At 64.8% G+C, this 17,063-nt stretch carries 15 protein-coding genes; 3 read left to right on the forward strand and 12 right to left on the reverse strand.

The genetic code is table 11. From position 1 onward, the window contains the following. The first annotated feature begins 1,571 nt into the window (after window positions 1–1,571). On the forward strand, window positions 1,572–4,001 hold the full coding sequence (locus tag OG876_RS00205; protein WP_328522686.1) for a hypothetical protein: 2,430 nt from the start codon (window positions 1,572–1,574) through the stop codon (window positions 3,999–4,001). 516 nt (window positions 4,002–4,517) lie between these two features. On the opposite strand, the gene OG876_RS00210 is transcribed toward OG876_RS00205, so the two are convergent. The 4 genes from OG876_RS00210 to OG876_RS00225 all read right to left on the reverse strand — a co-directional run bounded on the left by OG876_RS00210 (window position 4,518) and on the right by OG876_RS00225 (window position 7,301). Beyond that, window positions 4,518–4,763, reverse strand: coding sequence for an IS3 family transposase (locus tag OG876_RS00210; RefSeq protein ID WP_328522687.1), 246 nt, complete (start codon window positions 4,761–4,763; stop codon window positions 4,518–4,520). Beyond that, complete coding sequence (locus OG876_RS00215) at window positions 4,760–5,296, reverse strand: DDE-type integrase/transposase/recombinase (protein WP_328522688.1); 537 nt, start codon at window positions 5,294–5,296, stop codon at window positions 4,760–4,762. Before OG876_RS00215 ends, OG876_RS00210 begins: the two co-directional genes overlap by 4 nt. Further along, window positions 5,269–5,415, reverse strand: a complete 147-nt coding sequence (locus OG876_RS00220; RefSeq protein ID WP_328522689.1) for a hypothetical protein — start codon at window positions 5,413–5,415, stop codon at window positions 5,269–5,271. Before OG876_RS00220 ends, OG876_RS00215 begins: the two co-directional genes overlap by 28 nt. 107 nt (window positions 5,416–5,522) lie before the next feature. Then, window positions 5,523–7,301, reverse strand: coding sequence for an IS1182 family transposase (locus OG876_RS00225; RefSeq protein ID WP_328522690.1), 1,779 nt, complete (start codon window positions 7,299–7,301; stop codon window positions 5,523–5,525). A gap of 419 nt (window positions 7,302–7,720) precedes the next feature. Between OG876_RS00225 and OG876_RS00230 the strand changes: the two genes are divergently transcribed. Next, a complete protein-coding gene (locus OG876_RS00230) occupies window positions 7,721–9,910 on the forward strand; it encodes a S8 family serine peptidase (protein ID WP_328522691.1) in 2,190 nt (729 codons plus the stop codon). 443 nt (window positions 9,911–10,353) lie between these two features. Here OG876_RS00230 and OG876_RS00235 read toward each other — a convergent pair whose 3' ends face one another. The 3 genes from OG876_RS00235 to OG876_RS43800 form a co-directional block, all read right to left on the reverse strand. Then, complete coding sequence (locus tag OG876_RS00235) at window positions 10,354–10,572, reverse strand: hypothetical protein (RefSeq protein WP_328522692.1); 219 nt, start codon at window positions 10,570–10,572, stop codon at window positions 10,354–10,356. Between the two features lie 252 nt (window positions 10,573–10,824). Further along, a complete protein-coding gene (locus OG876_RS00240) occupies window positions 10,825–10,947 on the reverse strand; it encodes a hypothetical protein (protein ID WP_328522693.1) in 123 nt (40 codons plus the stop codon). Window positions 10,948–11,107: 160 nt separating this feature from the next. Continuing rightward, a complete protein-coding gene (locus OG876_RS43800; RefSeq protein ID WP_442914073.1) occupies window positions 11,108–11,281 on the reverse strand; it encodes a hypothetical protein in 174 nt (57 codons plus the stop codon). On the opposite strand from OG876_RS43800, the gene OG876_RS00245 reads away from it, so the two are divergent. Beyond that, window positions 11,240–11,383: a hypothetical protein gene (locus tag OG876_RS00245; RefSeq protein ID WP_328527042.1), complete on the forward strand. Its 144-nt coding sequence runs from the start codon at window positions 11,240–11,242 to the stop codon at window positions 11,381–11,383. The two genes, OG876_RS43800 and OG876_RS00245, sit on opposite strands and share 42 nt — an antisense overlap. On the opposite strand, the gene OG876_RS00250 is transcribed toward OG876_RS00245, so the two are convergent. From OG876_RS00250 to OG876_RS00270, 5 genes are all read right to left on the reverse strand, one after another. After that, window positions 11,344–11,565, reverse strand: coding sequence for a YciI family protein (locus OG876_RS00250; protein WP_328522694.1), 222 nt, complete (start codon window positions 11,563–11,565; stop codon window positions 11,344–11,346). The two genes, OG876_RS00245 and OG876_RS00250, sit on opposite strands and share 40 nt — an antisense overlap. Window positions 11,566–11,727: 162 nt before the next feature. Next, complete coding sequence (istB, locus tag OG876_RS00255; RefSeq protein WP_328522695.1) at window positions 11,728–12,537, reverse strand: IS21-like element helper ATPase IstB; 810 nt, start codon at window positions 12,535–12,537, stop codon at window positions 11,728–11,730. Continuing rightward, window positions 12,537–13,751, reverse strand: a complete 1,215-nt coding sequence (gene istA / locus OG876_RS00260) for an IS21 family transposase (protein WP_328522696.1) — start codon at window positions 13,749–13,751, stop codon at window positions 12,537–12,539. Before istA ends, istB begins: the two co-directional genes overlap by 1 nt. A 1,419-nt stretch (window positions 13,752–15,170) precedes the next feature. Then, window positions 15,171–16,139 (reverse strand): alpha/beta fold hydrolase, encoded by a 969-nt coding sequence (locus OG876_RS00265; protein ID WP_328522697.1) that lies wholly within the window; start codon window positions 16,137–16,139, stop codon window positions 15,171–15,173. A 69-nt stretch (window positions 16,140–16,208) separates the two neighbouring features. After that, window positions 16,209–17,063 (reverse strand): N-acyl homoserine lactonase family protein, encoded by an 855-nt coding sequence (locus OG876_RS00270; RefSeq protein ID WP_328522698.1) that lies wholly within the window; start codon window positions 17,061–17,063, stop codon window positions 16,209–16,211.

A 17,063-nucleotide genomic window follows, 5' to 3' on the forward strand; every position in this document is an offset into this window, starting at 1 on the left:
AGCAAAGTATTCAAGTTCTGAGTTGCGCGTTCCTTGATGGACCACCTTAGGACTCAGCAGTTGGACGTAGCCGGGGGCCGTGATACTCGTAGTCGTTGCCGCAGGCACCGGCTGCATGTGCACGTCCATCGCGGTCAAGCACCAGCGAACTCGCTCGCCCAGCTCGACCGTGGCGATCTCGCCGAGGACCGCCAGCAGGACCGTACGGCGAGACTTGTCCCCCTCCGCATCCGAGCCACCTCAGCCTCGCGCAAGAAGGAGCGGGCACAAGCCGAAACGGACACCGCTTCGCTGCGGCTGTCTTGTTGGCCATCCGGTGGCGGGCGCGGATCGCATCACGCGCCGACGTGGTAGCCGCCAGCTGAATGAGTGGACGTGAAAGGACACCAGTGCGCGGCCGCTGCTTTGTCGGCCGCGTTTGGCCGCGGGCGGCGGCATGAGTCACGCATGCTCTGGGTTTGGGCACACGATCCCGTGAGAGCGACTGCTCTTCCACCATCTTCGCGGCTATGCGCGGAACCGCGTCACGGGCTGGTCTAATGGGCGCCGGGCTGATTGGTGGACCGGTGCGCCGCTTCGCGGCCGGTGATCTTCGACGCGAGTTGGTGTTATGGCTTGGGCGACCGCCGGGGCGGATCTTCGTGGGCCGGGCAACTGCAAACGACACCAGCAGCTGGTCCGGGTCCTCCGCCTGCGCCGGGCCAACCCTCCGGCTGCGCGCCGCTGGACCTGGGTCAGCGCCCCGCGGATGCGGTTGCTGATCCGGGTGGCCTCGCCGGCCAGGTCGTCGTCTTACCCGACGATGACATGCAGGTCGGCCAGATGTCGTGGGGATGTCGACCGGGCGCAGGGCATGCGGTGTCGAACGCGCTGCCTCGGCGATCGTCGCGGGCGTCGGTCTTCGCCTGCCGAGGTGGAGATCGGAGATGCGGCGCGCCGCCGGTCCCGGCAGGTAGGCCACACCGATGCTCAGATCGCGTGCCACAGTGGCCGCGAGCGTGCCGATCGAGGTCGGCTGGTCGACGACCACCAAGACGGCGTACCTCGTGCGACTCAACCAAACCCCTCCCTCTCCAAGTAGACCTAGCCAGTTCGGTCGCTGAATCAGGGGAAGGACGTCGGCGCCACATTTACGGCGAGACCTACCCGGAGGCAAGGCCCTCTCGCTATCAGCAGTTCTCCCCCGGAACATCCGCACGACAGAGGCAGGAAGTCATACCGAGCCTTGCAACCCACAACCCGCATCGCCGGATCACGAAGTAGGTAAGCGGGGGTAGGCCGGCGGTGGGTGCGCGAATGGGTACGGACTACTCACGACGGCGAGGGTAGTGCCTGTCAGCATGTGATGGCGCCTGGGTGCGGCCTCGACGTCGGCGCCCTCGGTGTCGTCCCTGTTGGATTGGTGTGGGTGCCTTCATTGGCATCCTGACTTTCGGATTCTGGAGAGGATGCTCGTGAATTGCTTGAGGATGCGCGGGAGATCACCACGTGAAGGTGGCGGGCGGTCACGCCGCGGGCGGAAGAGGCTTTGGCCGCTGGACTCGGTAAAGGTGCGGGCTGCCTCGTCGGCCATGGTGCTGGTGGCCGGGGGGGTGGCGCTCGTGTCCACGGCGGGACCGGCGGCGGCGGTGGCAGCTGTGCCGGGCGGGTACATCGTGAACTTCCAATCGGATACCGGTGTCCTGTCCACAGTCGGCCTCGATGGCGTTGCCCATCCCACGACCGTACATATGGCGGCCAATACCAGCCCGGCGATCGCGTTATTGCCTAACGGCTCTACACTGCTGGCCTACCAGAGTGACACTGGATTGCTGATGACGCTCGGGGCCGATGGCACACCACATGCCACTCCGGCCTCCGCGCACATGGCGCCAGGCACCAGCCCCAGCATCACGGTGCAGCCCAACGGTACCGCGCAGGTCGCGTTCCAAACCGATCTCAACAAACTGAACATGTACTCGGTCGGTGGCAGCACCCTCAACGTCGGTGATGGAATGGCGCCGGGTACCAGTCCGGCTGTCGTCGCCACCAGTGACACGAACTTCACCTTCGCTTTCCAGCGCACAGCAGGCGCTCTGTCAACGAAGCAGTTCGTCATCCCTGCGGGTGGTGGCACCACCCAGGATCGCAACGTGCCGATGGCGCCCGGCTCCAGCCCCGTCTTGGTGTCGCCATCGGTGGTCGCCTACCAGGGCAGCGACGGCATGTTGGGTACCTTCAACTTGGTCACTTCCACCGCCACGAACTTGCATTTGGGCATGGCCGCGGGCACCAGCCCGGCCAGCACCACATTGCACGACGGCCAGCCGGAAATCGCCTACAACGACAGCAGCGGGTCTCTGGCCGTTGAGTTCGGCGGTAGCAGCCACAGCCTGAACGTCGCGATGGCCCCGCACACCAGCCCGGCCATCGCTGCGCTTCCGTACCCCTCCCCTGCCACAGCGATGGTGTTCCAGGGTAGCAACGGGGAACTCTGGCAGGCCCAGACCGACTTTAGCCACAACGCAAGTCGCTCCACTGGACTGCACATGGCAGCTGGCAGCAGCCCTATCATCCCAACTGCTGTCTCCACGGACATCGCATCGCCAACCAATACCTCCGTGCAGACCAATGGCACGAGCGCCACCGTGACCTGGACCGATCAGTCCACGAACGAAAACAGCTTCACCGTCAACCGCGGGCTGCTGAACGAATACCCGCGCACGGTGGGACATGTGACCAGCACGACCACGAGCGGGACCGGTACGTCCTATAGTTTCACTGACACCAACCCGCCCCCGGCCGGCACCCGTCGCTGCTACCAGATCACCGCGACTAACGTGGCGCGCGATACTAGCGGCGTCTCCAAGCCGGTTTGCACCGGTGCTCCGGTGCCGCTTCCGACCGGACATGGCATCACGAATTTCACCGACTCAGAGGGTGATGTGGGGCTTGATAGTTCGACTGTGACCGGTGCTGACGGTCTGCAGATTGTCAGCTATTTCAGGGCGAACAGTTCGGCGTTGATGGTGGCGCACTGCCGAGACATCGAGTGTAGTAGCGTGTCGAAGCAGGTGCTTGACCCGGAGCCGACGGGTACTGTCGGTCTTCGAACGTCGATCAAGATCGGTAGTGATGGCCTTCCGCTGATCAGCTACGTGAGTCTGGCGAGACAGGACAATATTGAGACCAGGGATCTACGGGTTGCGCATTGTGACGATGTCGCGTGTTTTTCGGCGCACCATGCGACGGTTGATACGACATCAAATGTGGACGGTGTCACGTCGTTGACTATTGGTGGGGATGGGCTGGGTCTCATCGTCTACACCGATACCGTGCCTGGCAGCCAGAACACCGGTGCGGTGAAGGTGGCGCATTGTGCGAGTTTTGACTGTTCTGGTGTGCATGTCGCGACGGTTGACGCGAATGGCAGTACGGTCGCGCCGCCGTCGATCACGACTGGCGCGGATGGTCTGGGGCTGGTCAGCTACAGCGATGCGACTGGGCATTTGAAGGTGATGGCTTGTGGTGATCCTGATTGCGGCAGCGGAACCAATAGTGTGGTCGACGCCAGCGGGGAGGGGGTGTCGATCACCACAGGCCTGGATGGTCTCGGGCTTTTGGTTTACAGTCGCCAGCCAACTGCCGGTGTTGCGTACCAATTGGTTGTCGCGCACTGCGACAACGCCTCGTGCACCAGTGTCACCCCGACCGTAGTTGATACCGGCATCCAGAACCGGGCCCAGAGCTCGATCGCCATCGGTGTCGACGGGAACGGGATCGTAGCCTACTACGACCCGTCGAGACAGAACCTGAAGGCGGCGCACTGCGCGGATGCGACCTGCAGCAGCGCGGTGGCGACGAACCTCGACGAGTTCGGCGGCGTAGGTTTCCGCCCGTCGCTCGCCACCGGCTCCGACGGACTGCCGTTCATCAGCTACCGCGACGACACCAACAAGGTCCTCAAGACCGTGCACTGTGCTGACGTCGCCTGCGTCGAACCCCTCGAGGCACCCTTCTGAGCAAAGGGACAGATCTCGATAGCATCGACCCAGCAAGCCTCTGCTCCGGCATCCGGAGCAGAGGCTTGCTGGCACCTGCGGAGACGAGCGCATCCCAAGCACCCCACTTGCCGCAGGACTGGGGCTTTGATGTTCGTCGTCTTGATGTGGTCCGGTTCGGTCGGTGCCGGTCGAGCCGCTCAATGCGGTTTGAGGAAAGGATGAGTTGGGCGTGCTCAGGTTCACATGCAGGCTCCGCGGTGTCCACGCCTGACCAGAGCATGCGTCACTCATCCCGCGCCAACGCCAGGTCGGGCGAGTCCTCTGGAGTGGTGTCCGATGTTTCGTCCTTCATCAGTTGTTGGTTGGGCGCTGAGGCGCCGGTGGTTTGGGTGATGCCGAGGTCGGTGGTGATGACGGAGAGTCGGCTTCGGTGGAGTGCGTCGAGGCCCTAGGTATCCGCGTCCGTCGGCCCATGCGTCGTGTTGTTCGGCCTGGGCTTGACCCGTCTCGACGGACAGGGTTGATGTGAGGTGGTCAGGCTATCTGCTCGGCCGTGACCATGATGGTGGATTCGTACTGTGTGGGGCTGAGGTAGCCGAGGGTGGAGTGGCGTCGGCGGGTGTTGTACCAGCCCTCGATGTAGTCGAAGATCGCGCTGCTCGCGGCCTTGCGGGTGGGCCAGGTGCGGCGGTGGATGAGTTCGGTCTTGACGGTGGCGAAGAAGGACTCGGCCACGGCGTTGTCCCAGCACTGGCCCTTGCGTCCGACCGACAGCGTCACGCCCAGATCCCTTGCCAGGTTGGCGTACTGGCTCGATGTGTATTGACAGCCCCGGTCGGAGTGAAAGACCACGCGGGCCGCGGACGGCGCCGGTTCACCGCGTCGGACAGTGCCTCGGCGACCAGATCGGTCCGCAAGTGGTCCGCGACCGCCCAGCCGACGACCCGGCGAGACGCGAGGTCGATCACGGTGGCCAGGTAGAGCCAGCCTTGCCAGGTGTGGATGTAGGTGATGTCGCCGCACCAGCGGGTGTCCAGCGCCGCGGGCCGGTCGGGGTCGATGCCGAAGTCGCGGTCGATCAGGTCCGGGCGGGTGGTGGCGTCCGGGTCGGCGATGGTGGTCTTCTTCCATCGTCGTGGGGTTAGCCCGTAGCGGTCCGCGGCCCGCGGCAGCCGGGCGACCCGTTTGCGGGAGCACCGCTCGCCCTGGGCTCGGAGTTCGTGGTGGACCCGCGGCGAGCCGTAGGTCAGGCGGGACTCGTCGTGGATCTCGACGATCTTGCCGGTCAGGACGGCGTCGCGCTGCTCGCGCACCGAGGGCCGCCGGTGCGGTCGGCGTAGTAGGCGGAACGAGAGACCTGCAGCAACTCACACGCCCGCTTCACGCTGTGGTCGCCCTGCTTCTCCGCCTCGATGAACGGGTAACAGTTCACCGGGTCTCCTTCGCGAAGAAAGCCGTGGCCCGGAGGCTGTCGCACGAATCTGGAGCCATTCGATCCGAGCGGTGTCCAGCTGCTGGATCGGAGCCGGGCCGGGCCGGTCAGGTGAGCCGGTAGACCTTGAGCAGGTTGTGGGTGGCGCAGATCAGCTTCCATTCGCTGTCGACGGCGGCCAGGCCACGGCGTGAGAGGTCGCGGATCTTGCGGTTGTGCTTGATCTGGGCGAAGACGGGTTCGATGATCGCGGCTCTCTTCTTGTAGGTCTTGCGGCCTCGTGGGGTGTCGAGCTTGCCGATCATCGTGGTCGTCAATGGGTCGGGGTCTCCGCCACGGCGTCGACGGAGCAGCTGGTTCACCCGCGCTCGGGTCACGCCCAGTTGTTTGGAGGCCTCGAGGGCGTCGATCTCGCCGGCTTCAGCACGTTGAAGGATGTCGGTGCGCTGTGTCTCGGTCTCGGCGATCCGCTTGAGTTCCCTGGCGCGGCCGGGAGCAATGAAGGACTCCACGCCTTTGAAGTTGACGTTGTCGGTGCTCCAGTAGCCCGCGTCCGCGACGACCCTGCGGACCCGTCGCTTCTCGCCTGCGGTGCGGAGGTTCTTCTTCGCGGCCCTGATCATGGGCGCGTAGGCCGGCGCGTCGTTGGCCTGGTTGGTGACCTCGGCTGCGATCACGAACTGCTGCTCGGTCGCGACCGCCTGGGCGTTGTAGCCCTGCAGGTAACCATCCTTGGTCTTGAGCATCCTGCTGTCCGGATCGGTCACGTTGGCCTCCCGCCGTGACCTGTGCGTCGCGGCGGTCGGCGAGGGCCGCCGTCCGCGGATCGGTTTACCGGTCGTCGCCTCGATTTCTGCGCGTCTGGCCAGATGCGCCTCGAACGACTTGTCCGCCGCATCGGCCTCAAGCTCGTCGAGCAGAGCACGTAGCCGGGCTCGGCGACCGCCACGCTCACGCAGCTCGCCGGCGGGCCCGTCCTGGTCCTGGTCAGCGCTTGCGTCCTCGGCTGCATCCGCAGCGGCCGCCTCGGCGAGGATCTCCTCAGCGATCTGCACTGCCGTGCGGTTGGCGTCGCGTGAGGCGTTCGCACACAACTTGGTGCCATCGATCGCGATCAACCCCGGACGCAGCAGCCCGGCACGAGCACACAGCGACAAGACCTGACCGAATACCCCCGCAATCGCGGTCTCATGAGTAGCGCGGAATCGGGCGATCGTCGCGTGATCGGGCTGCTGGTTCGCACCAACGACCCGGAATGCCACATCCTCGACCAGCCGCTTCTCGATCCTGCGGCTGGACCGTTCCCCCACGCAGTAGGCGTAGATGAGCACACCGAGCATCATCTCCGGGTCATAGGCAGCCCCACCCCGGCCATCGGCACGGTACCCGGCCAGGAACCCCGACAGATCAAGCTCAGCCACCACATCCAACACGAACCACGCCAAATGATCCTCAGGCAACCAGTCCGCCACCGACGGCGGCATCAACATCAACTGCTCACGATCCACCCGCGTGAAGTTGTAACCCACACAACGATTCTCCCGAGCCAGGACCCACCAACCGGCCGCGAAACGCACGCGTTGGCTCAGATTCGTGCGACAGCCTCCCCGCTTGAGGATCTCGACATCCTCGCGCAGCCGCCGAGCCTCCCGCCGTAACTGGTTGAGCTCTTCTCGCTCGCTCGCGGTCAACCCACCGTCGCCGGTGCCGGCGTCACGTTCGGCCTGCCTCAGCCACTCCCGCACCGCGGTCTCGGTCAGATCGAAGTCCTTCGCGACCTGCCCCACCGACCGGTCACCGCGCTGACACAACTCCACGATCTCCGCCTTGAACTCACGCGTGAACGAACGACGAGACCGCGGCCTCTTCTTGCCCATGGACTCCATGATGAACATCCTTCCGGAGCACAAGCTCCTGATCTCGGATGTCCGTCAAAACGGGTCAGGCCTAGGCCAGGACGCCGCCGACGAGGCGGATGATGACGGCGCGTCTCCGAACGCCTCTACCTTGTTGTGATTGTCCATCGAACTCCGCGCCGGGATGAGGGACGCCACTCGTTGACTCGCGCACATTGACGCCCAACACCCTTCGGCGTCCAGCCCTCCCGTCCTACTCGGGCCGGTGTCAGCTCTGCGTCTGTAAGTGAGCAGGTCTTGCTCATGTCAACGCCAGGTCGCCGTTGCCACACTTCAAAACGTCTTGAGGCCCTGATCACCGTTCGAGGGTCTGGCGTCCCCTAACGGGCCTGAATAGGTGTGAGGTGGGTTGGTTGAGAACTTCCAGGCTGCAAGGATTGTCTCGGGTCGTGGCATCGGCGGTACTCGCCCTGTCGTCCCTGGTAGTCGTGGCGGGTGCGCCGGCCGGTGCCAGCACGATGCTGGCTCCGGCGAGGTCCGCACCGAGAATTCTCGGTGCCGATTCCGGCGCCACCGCCGGGCAGTACGTCGTTGGTCTGAAAGATGACGCTTGGGTCACGGCGCGGGGTATTCCGGCGAGCGCGAGGCAACTCGCGCGTGCGTACCAGGGGCACATTAAGAACATTTGGCAAGTTGCACCGCACGGGTTCTCCGTGAGCATGAAGGCGAGCGAAGCGCTGAAACTCGCCAGCAACCCGAACGTCGCGTGGGTCCAACAAGAGCGCCAATATCACGTCAATGGTACGCAGGAAAAGCCCCCAGTAGGAAATGACGTATGGGGACTCGACCGGTTGGACGAGCGTCAAGGGACGAATGATCGCTTCCACTATGCGACCGCGGGTGCAGGCGTGCACATCTACGTCCTCGATACTGGGATTCACGCGAACAACAACCCTGATTTCACCGGGAGGGTGACGCTCGGACCGAATTATGTCACCTCGGAGACGCCGGTGCACTCTACATCGGATGACTGCGACGGGCACGGCACGGCCGTGGCGGGGCTCGCGGCCGGCACAACCTACGGTGTTGCCAAGGCAGCGCAGGTCGTGGCGGTGCGAATATTCGACTGTAAAGGCTTGGCGGCTACTGAAGATCCCATCATCAATGCCATCAACTACGTGATCACGAACGCGATCAAGCCTGCCGTCATCAACCTTAGCCTGGGCAGTTCTTGCGTGGACGACGGCGGCCAGCAGCCTGTCCCTTGTGCGCCTGGTAGCTTTCAGGCGATCGTCGCGGCAGAGCAGAGCGCGATGCAGCACGGCATCCCTATGGTGACGGCCGCCGGAGAGGCGCTTCGGCCTGGCACACACCCCATTGACGCCTGCGGCGATCCCGTGGGAGCTGCTGCCGGAACCATCAACGTTGGAGCACTCAGCAGTTTTGATAGCCGCGCCACATATTCCGACTTCGGTGATTGTGTCAATATTTGGGCTCCAGGAACCAACCTTCGATCCGACAGCTTCGCGTCCCCTACGGGTTTCTCTACGAATATCGGAACGTCGTTCGCCGCGCCTTATGTGGCGGGTGCCGCAGCGTTGTTGCTTGGCACGGGGCAGTTCGCCGGAGTGCCTGAGGCCCAACTCTCGGCGGCGGTCAAGGCGCAAATCCTTGCCAACTCCACGCCGGACCTGATCACCGGCCTGCCCAGCAGTGTCCCCGAACACAACGCCATCCTCTACATCCCACCTACATTTGAAGGAACCTCGGTATCTCTTGCGAAGACCAAGGGCGGTGCCCTGCAAGCCGTCGGGACCAATACGATGCCGCCTGGCAACATGTTCTCAACCAACCAGACGGCGCCGAACGCGCATACCTGGAATGGCTGGAAACAGTCGGCCAACAGCGGCTGGCTCTCGACCGCCGCCGACATCAACGCCGACGATCGGGGACAGATGCTGGCGCTGACAGCTTCCGGCCAGATCTTCCAGCGCCAGCAGATCAGGGCCGGGGACCCGGCCTTCACCGGCTGGAGCCAGATCAACGGGACCCTGCAGTCCGTCGCCATCGCCCGCAACGAGAATGGAGTGATGACTGCAGTCGGAATCAATCCGCAGGGGGTGCCGTTCTTCAGCTCCCAAACCAAGGCTGGAGACCCGACCTGGAATCCCTGGACACGGCTCCCTGCGCTCCCCTCCTTCACCTCTGTCGCCGCCGAAACCGACAACGACGGAATCGTCCAAGCCTTCGCCGTCGACACTCATGGACACATCTGGACGACGGCACAAACCGCCGCGAATGCCTCCACGTGGACCGAGTTCACCCAACTCACCGATCCCAGCAACCTGTTCGTAAGCGAGGTGGCTGCTGCCCGTGACAGCACAGGGAAACTCAATCTGATCGCCACCGACGCCTCAGACGCTATGTACCAGCGTTCCCAGGCAGCAGGCGGCTCAGCCACCTGGACCGTCATCCGCGCCGGCGAGGCGATCATGCACCTTGCCGCCGAGACGAACGCAAACGGCAAGGTCACGCTCCTCACTGTCGACGACAAAGGTTCCATTACCCAGATGGACCAGACCAGCCTCGGCTCCACAATCTACGACAGTTTCACAGTCGGCGGTGCACTGCGGCCCTGACCCGGATGCCGGGAGGCATGAGCAGGAAAGACTTCTCCGGTTGGTCGCACCAGCGCCGCTGATCGGCCCTCGCCCTGCACTTGCGAACGCCCGAGGTCGGGTCTGTGATTGGGAGGCTGACCTGATCACGGGCCCGGTGGCCTTGTCGGCGATCGGCGCCTGGTCTGTCGGCCAAGCCGCTCCATCGAGCTCGACCACCCCACCCGATGGTCGAACCGCCGACGAACTCGTCGCCGGCCTCACCACTTCCATGACCCAGCCGCCTAGGACAGTTCGATCCACGCGAACCTGGGACCAAGGCCCGGGAGATGGCCGGCCACGACCGGATCGCGACACTCTTCCGCGATGGCGTGTTCTTCGCCCACACCGGCGAACCACGGCAGCGACCGGCCAGCGAAACTCCAACGGCCTGCTGCGACAGTACTTTCCCAGAAGACAGCGAGCTACGCGCCTACTCCTTCGAGGACCTCAACCACAACGATCAAGTAATTCTGGCCCTTGCGGTAGCTGACCCCGTCGATCCCAACCTGGGCCACCCCGCCGAACCGGTATCGGACCGCGTCGGCACTCACCCCGCCACGATCGCGCCGACTGTACGTCCACTCGATCCGCATCAGCGCCGTCACCGTCGACTTCGGACACGCCCCCGCCGACCAGATCATCGTGTCATCGAACCTCCGGGCATGCCGGCACTGTTACTCGCCAACTAAGACAATGCATGAGCCCAGAAAACCTCACCCAGATCGGTCAGCGTTGGTCAATCCGGGCTGGTCGGCGGGCATCGGTCAGCAGCAGCGAGGCCAGCCGGGCGGTGCCTCGGCCTCATCGGGCAGCAACTGGTGCAGTGCGCGGGCGAGGCGGATCGCCTCCTCGCAGAGCTCGAATCTGATCTGGACCGCGCCGGTGGTGGCTGCCTAGCCCTCGGTGAACAGCAGATAGAGCACTGCCAGCACGGCGAGCAGTCGCTCCGGCAGTTCGGTTCGGCCCGGGACGCGATAAGGGATGACGGCGTCGCGGATCTTCCGTTTCGCGCGCACGATCGGCTGCGCGATTGCCGGCTCTGTGGGCAGGAAGCCGGGCCGCATCAGCAGTGGTCAGGCCGGCGCAGGGTCAGCACGGCCGAGGCCGGACCGGGCAACGCCGGGTGGCAGCAGGTGGAGAACCGCCGCAGCCGCTGATCCGGAAGGTCGTCACCGTTCAGGTCCGACGTGATTGTGTGCGCCTTGGGGTCTCCGTGCGTAGAAGGGCGAGCTTGCCGGTCAGGGGCTTCTCACGGCGGATCGTGTCGATCGCCGCGTTGCGGGCCACCGCGGTCAGCCAAGCAGCTGGATGATCGGGGATACCTGTGTCCGGCCGGTGCCGGACCGCCATGAGGCAGGCGTCGGCCAAGGCGTGCTCGGCGCCGAAGATCCGGCCGAGGTCGTCGGTTCCGATCAGGTCGGCATCACCGGACGCGCCTCGACCGTGCCGTGACTCGCCCGGACACCGCGCCGCCCAGTCCAGCGCCTCGTCCAGTTGGCGCACTCAAGGGCGAAGCAGCCGCCGAGCTGTTCGCGCGCCTCGGCGGACGGCCCATCGGTGACCAGCCGCTCGCCGTCCCGAACAGCGACTGTGCTGGCGGTCACGGAAGGTTGGAACCGCTGCCCACCGCGCATCACAGCGGGCCAGCGCGGCCGCCGCGGCGTACTCCGCGTACTCCTGGCCGAGCTTGCCCTAATCGACCTCGCCGTCCTTGGACTCGTCCCGGTAGATCAGTGTCGACGGCGCTCTAAAGCTGGTCGGTTTCGGCGGTTGAAAAGTGAGCGGTTGTTGGCAGTCTAGGACTGCGTTTGGTCGGTGGTGGTGCGGATGCTGGGGAGGCTGTCGATGCCGCGTCCGCGGAGTCGGTAGCTGGCGCCTTTGAGGGTGAGGACGTCGGCGTGGTGGACGATGCGGTCGATCATGGCTGCGGCGACGGCTTGGTCGCCGAAGACGCCGCCCCAGCCGGAGAAGGGCAGGTTGCTGGTGAGGATGAGTGAGGCGTGTTCGTAGCGGGAGGAGACGAGTTGGAAGAACAGGTTCGCGGCGTCTTGCTCGAACGGGAGGTAGCCGACCTCGTCGACGATGATCAGCCCGTAGCGGCGCAGCCTGGCGAGCTCGTTCGGGAGCTTGCCGGCGCGGTGGGCGTCGGTGAGCCGGGTGACCCAGTCGGTCGCGGTGGCGAACAGGACTCGGTGTCCGTGTCTGGCGGCCGCGACTCCCAGGGCGGTGGCCAGGTGGGTTTTGCCGGTGCCGGGCGGGCCGAGGAGTACGACGTTGCGGGCCTCGGTGAGGAACCCGCCTGATGCGAGTGCTGCGATCTGTTGGCGTGCTGCTGGTTGGGCGTCGAAGTCGAAGTCCTCGAGGGTCTTGACGGCATCGAACCCGGCCGCGCGGATTCGTAGTCGGGCGCCGGATGAGTTGCGGGCGCTGACTTCGCGTTCGAGAACGGCTGCGAGGTAGTCCTCATGGGTCCAGCCGGCATCACGGGCCTGGTCGGCCAGCCGGGCGGCGGCCTCGGTGATCCGGGGTGCTTTCAGCGCGGCGGCCAGATAGGTGATCTGCTTGACCGCTTCGGTCGGCTTCGCGGTGGGTTTCGTGGCAGCCATCAGCTGATTCCTTCCTCGGCGGTGAGCCCGAATGCGCGGTCGTAGTCGCTGAGATCCCGGGCCAGATCATCACCAGCGACGACGGCGCGGGGTTGCTGGAACTGTTTGCGCAGCCAGGCGGCTGTCTGAACGTGCGTCGGGTCGGTGATGGTGGTTCGTCTGGCCCAGACGCGGGGGTGTTCGGCGACGGTGCGGCCTTCTGCGCGGACCCGGACGCGTTCGAGGTCTGCGGCGACGTCGACCATCCGGCCGATCACGGTCGGGTCGACGGAGTAGTCGTTGGTGTCGAGGCGGACGTAGTAGTCGCGTCCCAGCCGGATCTTGTTGCGCCAGCCCAGATGCAACGGGATCGGCGGCAACGCCAGCATCGCGGCCCGATCTGCGTCGACCAGGTCCGTCGGTGCGGCCTTGATGGTGCGGACCACTCGTGCGTTGGCCCGCGTCAGCCAGTCGGTGAATTGGGCGTTGAAGTCTGCCGGCGACGTGAACGCCCGGCCGGGCATGAACGAGGTCTCGAACCAGCCGTTGCGGCGCTCCACAATGCCCTTGGATTCGGGGTCTCTGGGCGGAAGCAGGACCAGTTTGGTGGCCAGCGTGCCCATGAACGCCCCAACGCCTTCGGCGCGACGCTGTCCGCGGCCGATGCCGGGTTCGTTGTCCCAGATCAGCCGGCGCGGGACACGCCCCAGCTGCTGGATCAGTTCCCACGACCCCAGCAGCAGGTCCTCGGTCTTGCGCGTCGGGATCATCCGCGCCGCCATGAACCTCGAGTACGCAGCTGTGATCACCAGCACCGGCAGCAACTTCGCGCTGCCGTCTTCCAACGAGATCTTCCGTGGCGGAAACCACAAATCACACTGGGCCGCATCACCAGGTGCCCATACGATCCGGTCAGCCGGATCGATGGGCCGGTGCGTCGGCCGCAGCCGTGCCACGTTCTCGCGGAACCACCGGATCGATCCGGTCCACCCGACCCGCTCGGCCAGCACCGTGGCCGGCATGTCAGGCGTCTGCTCCAGCAACTCACGCACCCGCGGCTCGAACGCCGTGAACGACGTTGGTGCCGGCTTGCGCTCATACCGGGGCGGCGCGTCCGAGTTGACCGCCTTGATCACCGTCGTCCGCGAGATCCCCAAACGCTCCGCGATCCGCGCCTTCGGCACCCCCTCTGCCGCCAACCTCCTGATCAGCGCCCAGTCCTCCAAAGTGATCACTCTCCCATCGTCGAGTGCTCACTTTTCACCGCCGAAAGTGTTCAGTTTTCGAGCGCCGCCGACAATCAGCACCAGATACTCCACGTGTCAGCGCCCTTTCAACAATGTTCACGCAGTGGCGAGGCGGCCACCTTGCTGAAGGAGACGAACCGCTCAGCCCGCAATCGACACCAACTGTCAACAGTGGGGTTTGACGCGGCCCATCACTCACGCCCGGCACGGTCACACCCACACCGATACGCCTGCACAGCTTCGCGACGAAGCACCGGCTTTTGGTCCGCTGTCCCACAAATCTGCGTTCTCAGCCGGACCGGAGCGGGCACGACCAAGAGTCTCCTTGTCAATACCGGAAGCGTCGCCTTGACCTCCGCTTCGACCCGAGGCCGAAACAGTCCACCTTTGGTCCACGTCTCAGCACGTCGGCATCGATGATCCAACCCTTGCGATCTCGGCTGCGACCTTGCTCAGACGACCTGAGATGAGGATCGCGCCGAGTGCCGAGGTAGGCACCCAGCAGATTGTCGGCGTTCTGGTCTAGGTGCTCGACGAACGCCGTCGACGCGTCCGGCATCACGACCACTCGTCCACGTCGTCCGGCCCCTGCGCGAGCCGCCGGCCGGTGGTGATCTGGATCGACCGCCTGACCTGGTTCAGCCCAACCCAGTGCCGCCGGTCAGCTCCGACACGCTGCTGATCCCAGGGATGATCTCAACCGAGAAACTCCAGCTCGCCCCGCGCGCCGTGATGTCGTCTAGGTTCCACAATCGTGCTGTCGTGCTGCGACGGATCGCGCCCAGATCAGGAACGCGCCCACCTGGTCCTCTCCCCCGCGCCGACGCCATCAACGCCGCCGCCTACGTCGCCCAAGTCGTCGACGCGCTGCTGGCCGGTCTCGCTCGAGGATCCTTGCCCCAGGACAACCCGGTGTGGACCTTCGCGCGGCGTCGCAGGATCGTCGATCAGTTCCCGCTTGACTTCGCCCTTGTCTACGCAGAAGGTATCGGCCCGGTTCAACGCAGAGACGGCCTGCATCATCATCACTTGTTCGGATCGCGCGCACCGCCGCCGATCACCCACAATCTCCCGTATGCGCGCAGCCCTGTGCGACCCCACTCAGAGTGAGCAGCCGCTGACCACCGGTACCGACTGTCCGATGATGAATCGGATCCGGTCGACGCACTGCTGAGTACGGCCGTGGTGATCGGCAGCCATCAGCGCATGTGCGGACAAGACCTTCGGCAACCCTCTGGGTGATCGACCCGGCTAGGAGGGACCGTGGTCGGCGCAGTCAGAGCGCCAAGTGGCGCCCCGACTACCCGGCGGGCTGAGTTGATGGGAGGAAACTGGGTGCGCGAGCGGCGCATCGAGATGGAGGCTGCCGGGGCCGCTGCTGCGAGCTGGGTGTTCACGACGACACGGTCAGGCGTTGGCGAGGTGGCTGGCTTTGACGTTCATGAGCAAGGCCCGGAACTTGTCGGGTTCGTCATATTGGGGGGTGTGCGCAGATTCTTCGAACCACACCAACTGTTTACTCGGTGCGGTCAGTGAGTCGTAGAACCGTTGCGTGGCATCGCCGGGCGCAACCTGGTCCAGCCGGCCTTGGGCCAAGATTATGGGGACGTCGAGGCGGGGCATGGTGTCCACCAGGTCGGTGGTGGCGAGTTGGGGGAGCAGCGCAGCCGGTGCGGCTGTCATCCCGCGGACGGTTCGGATGATGTCGGCGGGCGAGTAGTCTGGCGAGCGCACCAGGCTGATGAGCATCGCGCGGAGCAGGCTGTTGAAATTCTCGTTGGCTGTTACGCCTCCGAAATTGGCTACCCAGCGGGCCCGGGTTGTGAACTGCTTCGCCTTTACGAGGGGAGGCGGGCCGATGGCCTTCATCTGGCGGATCGCGCGTCGCTTGCCTCGTTCGCGGGCCGTGTTGAGAAGGAAGTCATAGGTGTGCTTCTCGGCTGCGGGGACGTCGATGTCCATGCCGGTTGCTACGATTGCCGCTACGAGTTCTGGGCGCTTGACGGCGGCCTGTACGGCATATGTTGCGCCGAAGGAGAACCCGGCGATGAGTGTTTTGCGGCCGAATCGATCGTGCAGCAGTTCCAGGACCGATACCGTGTCATCGACCATCCGCGTCGGGCTGATCTCGAATCGGTTCGCGTTCCTGCGCAGCGACAGTGCCGACAGCCCGGTCCCTCGTTGGTCCCAGTAGATGACCGTGAAGTCCTTCTCCAGGTTGAGACGGCGCTCATAGCCGCGTACTTCATTGATGATCGGGAGTCCTGGGCCCTGCTGCATCAGCAGGAGCACCGGGTTGGATCTGTCCGTCCCGCGCATACGGATCCATTGCGTGATACCACCCAGCTGGATCGCCTCAAGCTGATCGATCTTCATTTTCCCTCCTAAAAGGCATGCCGTGCATCACAGAAGGTTCACATCGGGTTGACCGACCGAGGTCTCGAGTCAGCGGCCGGACGCGGGTTTGGTTTGCTCGGCGACGGCCAGGCGGGCTGATGCTTCGGGATCGTGCGTAGGCAGGATGACCAGGTCAGGGTGGCTCTGCCGAATGATGTTGACCTTTCGGGTGCTCTCGCGTGATCGGCTGCGTTGACCTAGGCCTGGCACCTGTCCGCTTTCCATCAGGTGCACATCGAAGGTGAGGTCACCGACCATCAGCAGAGGTGGGCAGTCGGGGCGTCGCACGAGCAGGGACAGCGAGCCAGGAGTGTGACCAGGTGTGGGCAGCAGGACCAGGCTGCCGTCACCGAACAGGTCATGCACGTCGGTGAACGGCGTCAATGACGGGTCATCGGTAGGCTGCGGGGTGATGAGCTGCCAACGCAGGCCCGGCAGCATGATGTGATTGCGCATCAGACCGTTCACCTCAGCGAACGGCCTTTCCAGCGTCCGCCGTTCCTCGCCGCTGACAACGATAGTGGCATGCCTCAGTTCGGGGAGCCCGCCGACATGGTCGATGTGCAGGTGCGACAGGACAACCGTGTGCACATCGGCGATGTCATAACCGATGCCGGCCAACCGCGCGGTCAGTGTCTGATCCGGGGCGACGTCGAAACGCGCCAAGCGCCGGTTCAGCAGCCCGGTGAAACCCTTCGGGAAATAGTCAGGATCGGTCACCGAAGTTTGGTCCTGTCCCGTGTCGAACAGAACCAGCCCGTCGGCATGCTCGATCAGGAACGCATTGATCGGCAGCGGTCCGATCCAGCGCCGCGAGGTCAGCAGCCACCACAGCGGCGGGGTTCCGTCAAACCGTAGGTGCTGCGGTCGGATATAGACCGTGCCGGTGCTGACCACCGACAC

The organism is Kribbella sp. NBC_00359 (assembly GCF_036097425.1).
Lineage (GTDB): Bacteria > Actinomycetota > Actinomycetes > Propionibacteriales > Kribbellaceae > Kribbella.

Excerpts from the sequence above, each read along its gene's own strand:
- OG876_RS00245 (WP_328527042.1), top strand. The coding sequence starts at position 11,240 with ATGATCGGGGATACCTGTGTCCGGCCGGTGCCGGACCGCCATGAGGCA.
- OG876_RS00250 (WP_328522694.1), bottom strand. The coding sequence starts at position 11,565 with ATGCGCGGTGGGCAGCGGTTCCAACCTTCCGTGACCGCCAGCACAGTC.
- istB (WP_328522695.1), bottom strand. The coding sequence starts at position 12,537 with ATGGCTGCCACGAAACCCACCGCGAAGCCGACCGAAGCGGTCAAGCAG.
- OG876_RS00265 (WP_328522697.1), bottom strand. The coding sequence starts at position 16,139 with ATGAAGATCGATCAGCTTGAGGCGATCCAGCTGGGTGGTATCACGCAA.
- OG876_RS00205 (WP_328522686.1), top strand. The coding sequence starts at position 1,572 with ATGGTGCTGGTGGCCGGGGGGGTGGCGCTCGTGTCCACGGCGGGACCG.
- OG876_RS00235 (WP_328522692.1), bottom strand. The coding sequence starts at position 10,572 with ATGATCTGGTCGGCGGGGGCGTGTCCGAAGTCGACGGTGACGGCGCTG.
- OG876_RS00225 (WP_328522690.1), bottom strand. The coding sequence starts at position 7,301 with ATGGAGTCCATGGGCAAGAAGAGGCCGCGGTCTCGTCGTTCGTTCACG.
- OG876_RS43800 (WP_442914073.1), bottom strand. The coding sequence starts at position 11,281 with ATGGCGGTCCGGCACCGGCCGGACACAGGTATCCCCGATCATCCAGCT.